6 protein-coding genes are annotated in these 7,001 nt (G+C 64.9%); 2 read left to right on the forward strand and 4 right to left on the reverse strand.

The window, feature by feature from the left end:
* Nucleotides 1-110: 110 nt before the first annotated feature.
* The 3 genes from DU475_RS22500 to DU475_RS22510 all read right to left on the reverse strand — a co-directional run bounded on the left by DU475_RS22500 (nucleotide 111) and on the right by DU475_RS22510 (nucleotide 3,682).
* Complete coding sequence (locus tag DU475_RS22500) at nucleotides 111-875, reverse strand: ABC transporter ATP-binding protein (protein WP_164633379.1); 765 nt, start codon at nucleotides 873-875, stop codon at nucleotides 111-113.
* 257 nt (nucleotides 876-1,132) lie between these two features.
* Entirely contained in the window at nucleotides 1,133-2,317 is a 1,185-nt protein-coding gene (locus tag DU475_RS22505; protein WP_164633380.1) for a substrate-binding domain-containing protein, read from the reverse strand.
* A gap of 81 nt (nucleotides 2,318-2,398) precedes the next feature.
* Nucleotides 2,399-3,682 (reverse strand): lytic murein transglycosylase, encoded by a 1,284-nt coding sequence (locus DU475_RS22510; RefSeq protein WP_246700398.1) that lies wholly within the window; start codon nucleotides 3,680-3,682, stop codon nucleotides 2,399-2,401.
* 223 nt (nucleotides 3,683-3,905) lie between these two features.
* On the opposite strand from DU475_RS22510, the gene DU475_RS22515 reads away from it, so the two are divergent.
* Entirely contained in the window at nucleotides 3,906-4,376 is a 471-nt protein-coding gene (locus DU475_RS22515) for a DUF6789 family protein (protein ID WP_013504261.1), read from the forward strand.
* On the opposite strand, the gene DU475_RS22520 is transcribed toward DU475_RS22515, so the two are convergent.
* Entirely contained in the window at nucleotides 4,373-5,815 is a 1,443-nt protein-coding gene (locus DU475_RS22520; protein WP_013504260.1) for a helix-turn-helix domain-containing protein, read from the reverse strand. The two genes, DU475_RS22515 and DU475_RS22520, sit on opposite strands and share 4 nt — an antisense overlap.
* 215 nt (nucleotides 5,816-6,030) lie before the next feature.
* Between DU475_RS22520 and DU475_RS22525 the strand changes: the two genes are divergently transcribed.
* A partial coding sequence (locus DU475_RS22525; RefSeq protein WP_164633382.1) for an isocitrate lyase occupies nucleotides 6,031-7,001 on the forward strand: 971 nt, incomplete at its 3' end.

Genomic DNA, 7,001 nt, shown 5'->3' on the forward strand with positions numbered 1-7,001 from the left:
GAACTCTCCCCGCTTGCCCACACGCCCCCTCTCCCGCAAGCGGGAGAGGGGGCGTGTGGGCAAGCGGGGAGAGTTCGGGGCCAACACTTGCAAGTCCATCATCATCACGCTCACGCCGCACTCTTCCCCGGTGCAATGCCCAGATAGGCTTCCTGCACGATCGGGGAGGCGATCACCTCGGCGGGTTTGCCGTCGGCGACGAGTTTGCCGTGGTGCAGCACGATGATGCGGTCGGCGAGGGAGCGGACGACGTCCATTTTGTGTTCGACCAAGAGGATGATTTTTGACGGATCGGTCTTCAGCCCCGCGATCAGATCGAGCACCACCGGGACCTCGTCGACGCTCATGCCGGCGGTCGGCTCGTCGAACATGTAGACCTTCGGCTCAAGCGCCATCATCAGCGCGACTTCGAGCTTGCGCTGGTCGCCGTGCGACAGCGCGGTGGCGGCGACGGTGCGGCGGGCACCCAGCGCAACGCTGTCCAGGATGGCGTCGGCGCGCTCGATCAGGTCGCGCCGGGTGCGCCACGGCCGCAGCATGTCGTAATGCGTGCCGCTGTGCGCCTGCACGGCGAGCCGGACGTTCTCCTCGACCGACAGATTGGGAAACAGATTGGTGAGCTGGAACGCGCGGCCGAGCCCGGCGCGGGTGCGCAGCGGCGCGGTCATTTGGGTGATGTCCGCGCCGTCGAACAGGATGCGGCCGGCGCTCGGGCGAAGCTGGCCGGAGATCAGATTGAAATACGTGGTCTTGCCGGCCCCGTTCGGTCCGACGATCGCGGTCAGCTCCCCGGGGCGAAACGCACAGCTCACCGCATCGACCGCGACATGGCCGCCGAACCGGATGGTGAGGGATTGGGTTTCGAGGGTGGTCATGGGGGCACGTCATCATCGTTGAGCCAGAGCGTCCTCGAGCAGTCGTGAAGCGGGCGGCCGCTTACACGACGTCGAGCGGCAGTGTGGTCCACCGCGCTGACCCCAAACACGCCGTCATCCTCCGCGAATGCGGAGGATCCAGTACGCCGCAGCGTTGCGGTCTTTTCACCGACGCTCTGGGATACTGGGCCACCCGCTTTCGCGGGTGGTGACGTTTGTGAATGAGGATGGCGACGTGCACCAAATCCGGAGCCGAGCTACTTCTTGTTCCGGATCGGGATCTCCATCTCCTCGATCTTGAGTTCGCGCACCGGCTCGAGCACGGCCCAGGCCAGCGCCGGCTCGACCTTGACCTTGAAGTGATACATGCTCTGCAGCGCCTGATGGTCTTCCTTGCGGAACATCATCTTGCCCTTGGGCGTGTCGAACTCCATGCCTTCCATCGCGGCGATCAGCTTCTCGGTGTCGGTCGACTTCGCCTTCTGCACGGCGGTGACCACCGCCATCGCGGCGGTGAAGCCGCCGGCAGTGAAGAAGTCCGGCGGCGCGTTGAAGCGCTTCTGGTGCTCGGTGACGAGCCAGTCGTTGATCGGGTTCTTGGGGATGTCGTAGTAGTAATAGGTCGCGCCTTCCATACCGGGCAGGCGCTTATAGGCGGCGAGCGCCGGCAGGATATTGCCGCCGGTCGACAGCTCGATGCCGTAGCGCTTCGGGTCCATGTCCTGCAGCTTGGTCAGCGGATCGCCGCCGCCGGCCCAGATCACCCAGATGACTTTTTTGCCCGGCTTGTCCTTCAGCGCATCGAACAGCCGCTGGCCGACCGCGGTGAAGTCGGTGGTGGTGGTCGGCACGTATTCTTCGGCGGCCAGCGTTGCGCCGGTCTTGGCCAGGGCTTCCTTGAAGGCGGCGACGCCGTCGCGGCCGAACGCGTAGTCCTGCGCCAACGTTGCGATGGTGACGCCCTGTTTGCCGATCGCGACCGCGTTGGAGATCGCGTCCTGCGACGAGTTGCGGCCGGTGCGGAAGATGTAGCGGTTCCACTTCTCGCCGGTGATCTGATCGGCGACCGCCGGCTCGACGATCAGGATCTTCTTGTTCTCTTCGGCGACCGGCAGGTCGGCGAGCGCCGCGGCCGACGACGAGGTGCCGATCGCGATGTCGGCGCCGTCATCCTGATAGGCTTCGGCGAGAGCGGCTTTGGAGAGGTCGGGCTTGGACTGATCGTCCTTGGTGATCACCACGATCTTGCGGCCGTCGAGCGTCATCGTGCCCTTGGTGGCGTATTCCAGCCCCATCATCAGGCCGGTCTCGGTCTGCTTGGCATAGGCTTCGAGGGGGCCGGTCTTGCCGTAGATCAGCGCGATCTTGAGGTCGTCGGCGGCATGGACCGCGGTGGTAGCCAGCGCGACAGCCGCGGCTGTCATGATCAACAGATGACGCACGTCGTTTCCTCCAGGATGTTATTGCGTCGCACCCTAGAGCAAGTCGGCGGAATTTGAAAAGCCGCGGCGCGGATTTTTCCGCTATTGCGGCAGCGGCGCGGCCGGTCGGTCGCGCCTGGCGCGTCGCGGCTCGGTACCGGGCGTCGGCTCGGCGGAGGCCGACGGGGCCGCGGTGCCGCCCATCCGGGTGAGCAGTTCGGCGGTCGGCCAGGAATCCGCCGGCAGACGATATTTGATCTGCATCGCCTTCACGGCGCTGCGGGTGTTCTGACCGAGCACGCCGTCGACCTTGCCGACGTCGTAGCCGGCGCGCACCAGAAGCTGCTGCAACTGCTTCATCTCGTTGAACGACAACTGCGCCACCGCGGCACGCGGCTTCTGCATCGGCGGCGCTCCGGCGATCCGGGTCGCCAGGTAAGCGGCTGTGGTGGCGTAGATCAGCGAATTGTTCCACTCGGTATAGGCGTCGAAATTGGCATAGGCCAGGAACGCCGGGCCGTGCCGTCCCATCGGCAGCAGCAGCGACGCCGGCAGGGCATCGCTTTGCAGCGGACGCCCGTTCGGGTAGGTCACGCCCCATTGCGCCCATTGCGAGCGCGGATGCTTCACGGTGAGATCAGCCTGATCCCAGGGCAGGTTGTCCGGCGCCTGCACCTCCTGCAGCCACGGCTCGCCGCGACGCCATTTCAGGCCGGTAGCGATGTAGTGCGCGGTCGAGCCGATCACGTCGGGTGCGCTGCGCAGCATGTCGCGGTGGCCGTCGCCGTCGTAGTCGACCGCGTAGTCGTAATAGTGTCGCGGCAGAAATTGGGTCTGGCCGAGCTCGCCGGCCCAGGAGCCGATCATTTCTGCCGGCGTCAGGTCGCCGCGGTCGATGATCTTCAGCGCCGCGATGGTCTCGTCCTGGAACATCTCGGAGCGGCGGCAGTCATAAGCCAGCGACACCAGAGAGCGCAGCGTCGACAGATTGCCCTGCACCGCGCCGAAATCGCTCTCCAGCGCCCAGAACGCCGCGATCACCGCCGGCGGCACGCCGTATTCCTTCTCGGCGCGGGCGAACGCGCCCGCGTATTGCTTGATCAGTTGCTGGCCTTTGACGCGCCGGCCTTCGGACGCCATCCGCCCGGCGAACACCGTGAAGATCTGCCCGAACACCCGCTGCCCGCGGTCGCGATTGACGATGCCCTGGTCGTAAACGAGATACGGCGACGCTTGCGCGATCGCGCCTTGCGACACCCCGGCCGCGACGGCTTTCTGTTTCAGGCCGGCGAGGAACTGCGGAAAGCTCTGGCCGCCGTGGCACGACGCGCCGCGCTGGGCGAGGGCGGGGGAGGCGAATGCTGAGATCGCTATGGTCACCAACATAGCGCGCCAAGCGTCCGAACGCCGTCGCCGTGAGATCAACATCGTCACCTCGTCCACCTTGTCGTCGGGCTTGATCCGGCGATCCAAAACAATCCACATTGCATGTGACTGTTCTTAACACCAGCCGCTGGGTCAAGCCTGTCGTAGCGTCGCATCGATCGCGCGAACTGCGCGGTCCATGCGAGGCTCAGGTGTTCGGCGGGTGATCGGCTCGGACTTCGACATGCGAACCAGACTTGCGCGTTTGTTCCGGGATGCGGTCGTCTCCGGTCTATGCGGCATGGCGGCGCAATGGGGGCTTCGCTGGGCGCGCGGCGCGCTCGGCATCCTGCCTTCGTTTCAGCCCTATGAGGACCTGCAGCGGCAATTGGCCGAGGCGCTCGGCGCATCGCCACCGGCTGCCTTGCAGGCGGCGCTGCCGCTGCTCAGTGGTGCTTTGATCTGGAGTTCGATCTTCGCTTGGGCGTATCGCTGGATTCCCGGGCGTAGCGCGCTGACCAAGGGATTTGCAGTGACCGGTTTCGCCTGGCTTCTCACCGGGTTCGTGCTACTGCCGCTGGTCGGCAAAGGCGTGTTCGCGTCTCGCGTCGACGCCGGCGCTTGGCCAGCGGTGATGATGCTGGCGATGCTGTCGGCGTATTGCTTGACCCTCAGTGTTGTGTATGGGCGCTTGCGCCGGGGCGGAGCGGACTAGAGCTCTCGTGCATTACTAAACGCGAAGCTACTCGCCCTTCTCGTGTTCTCGTCGAGGATCAGTGTCCTGGTGATCGGCGGCTCGGCTCTCTGCGAACAATGCTCGCGTTCGCAGAGGCGGCAGTTGACGCCGATCGGGGTGCCTTCGGCTTTCTCCAAATCCATGCCGGCGGCGTAGATCAGTTTCGAGGCGTGTCGGATTTCGCAGCCCAGGCCGATCGCGAAGCGGGGCTGCGGCTGCGGGTGTGGGGCGATTGGGCGGCGGACCATTTGGGCGATCGAGAAGTAGCGGCTACCGTCGGGCAGTTCGATCACCTGCTTGAGCAGCCGGTCCGGCGTATCGAAGGTCGAGTGCACGTTCCACAAGGGGCAGGTGCCGCCGAATTTCGAGAACGGGAAGGTGCCGGACGAGAACCGCTTGGAGACGTTGCCGGCATTGTCGACCCGCAGCATGAAGAACGGCACGCCGCGGGCGTTCGGCCGCTGCAGCGTGGTGAGGCGGTGGCAGACCTGCTCGAAGCCGGCGTTGAAGCGCTGCGCCAGCACGTTGACGTCGTAGCTGAGTTGCTCGGCGGCGGCGTGGAACGCCGCATAGGGCATCATCACGGCAGCAGCGAAGTAATTGCCGAGCGTGATCCGATACAGCCGCCGCGCCTGGTCCTCGAGCCCGCCGGCGCGGTGCACGATCGCGTCGATCACCCCGCCATGCTCGGTCAGCCCGGTCTGGAACGCGACCTGAAAGGCGCGGCCGGGGCCGTCGATCAGCTCGGAGATCAAGAGTTGCCGGCGATGGCGGTCGAACCTGCGCAGCGTCTCGCGCATCACGTCGACCGGCATGATCCGGGTGGTGATCGAATGGCGCTCGCGCAGTCGGTCGGTCAGCGCGCCGAACATCTCCTGCGAGCCGATATTCAGCTCGTCGCGCACCGCTTCGGCGGCCTGCTCCAGCTCGGGGAAGTAGTTGCGGTTGGCCTCGATCATGTCGCGGATCCGCTCGATCGGGTTGGCCTCGTAGCGGATCTGTTCGCGGTCGGCCATCTGCGCCGCCACCATGGTCTCGCCGCGGCGGGCCTCGGTATAGGCGGCGTACAGCCGCTGCAGCGAATGGGTGACGCCGGGGCACAGCTCGGCGAGGTCGCGCAGCTCCTGCTTGGGCAGGTCGATCTGCCGGAACAAGGGATCGGAAAAGATCTCGTTGAGTTCGGCGAAGAACCGGTCCTCGTCGGCGGTGGCGAGGTCGCGCAGGTCGAGATCGTAGGTCTCGGCAAGCCGCAGCAGGATCTGGGCGGTCACCGGGCGCTGGTTGCGTTCAATCAGGTTGACGTAGCTCGGAGAAATGCCCAATCCTTCGGCGATCTGGGTCTGCGACAGACCGAGCTGCTGCCGAATGCGGCGGAACCGGGGGCCCACGAACAGTTTTTTACCGGTGTCGCCGGCCATTTCAAGATCCTTTCAGATTCCGCCCCGGATATCGCCTTTTACAAAATTTACAAAATAACAATTGTGACATGTACTGAAGTTACATGACATCACCATTCGTTCGCAAGAGGTCTGTACGTCTTCTGTCATCTCGCGTTTATCTCCCGGCACGTTTCGCAGCGCGATTGTCACGAATGTCGTGACTGCGAATTATTCGTACCGAAGGGATCATCGACATGAACTTCCAGCCCCGTGGGATCAGCGACCTGGCCATCCAGGGTCCGGCCACCTACAAGAGCGAAATCGAAGCGGCCGAAGCCCTCCTCAAGGACAAGCCGACCTGGACCGGTGTGACCGCTGAAGCCGTCGCCCGCATGCGGCTGCAGAACCGTTTCAAGACCGGCCTCGACATCGCGCGTTACACCGCGGCGGTGATGCGCGCCGACATGGCGGCCTACGATGCCGACCCGACCAAGTTCACCCAGTCGCTCGGCTGCTGGCACGGCTTCATCGCCCAGCAGAAGCTGATCTCGATCAAGAAGCACGGCGGCGGCAAGACCGATCGTCGCTACATCTACCTGTCGGGCTGGATGGTCGCGGCGCTGCGCTCCGAATTCGGCCCTCTGCCGGACCAGTCGATGCACGAGAAGACCTCGGTGCCGGCGCTGATCGAAGAGATCTACACCTTCCTGCGCCAGGCCGACTCGCGTGAACTCAACGACATCTTCCGTCAGCTCGACGCCGCCCGCAAGGAAGGCGACAAGGCCAAGGAAGCGGCGCTGATCGAGAAGATCGACAACTTCCAGACCCATGTCGTGCCGATCATCGCCGACATCGACGCCGGTTTCGGTAACGCCGAAGCCACCTACCTGCTCGCCAAGAAGATGATCGAAGCCGGCGCCTGCGCGCTGCAGATCGAGAATCAGGTCTCGGACGAGAAGCAGTGCGGCCACCAGGACGGCAAGGTCACCGTGCCGCACGACGTGTTCATCGCCAAGGTCCGCGCGGTCCGTCACGCCTTCCTCGAGCTCGGCGTCGAAGACGGCATCATCGTCACCCGCACCGACTCGCTCGGCGCCGGCCTGACCCAGCAGATCGCCGTCAGCCACCAGCCGGGCGACATCGGCGACCAGTACAACAGCCTCCTCGACTGCGAGGAAGTCGACGTCACCAAGGGCGGCAACGGCGGTGTGGTCATCAGCCGCCA

The organism is Rhodopseudomonas sp. WA056 (assembly GCF_010906995.1).
Classification (GTDB): Bacteria; Pseudomonadota; Alphaproteobacteria; order Rhizobiales; family Xanthobacteraceae; genus Rhodopseudomonas; species Rhodopseudomonas palustris_G.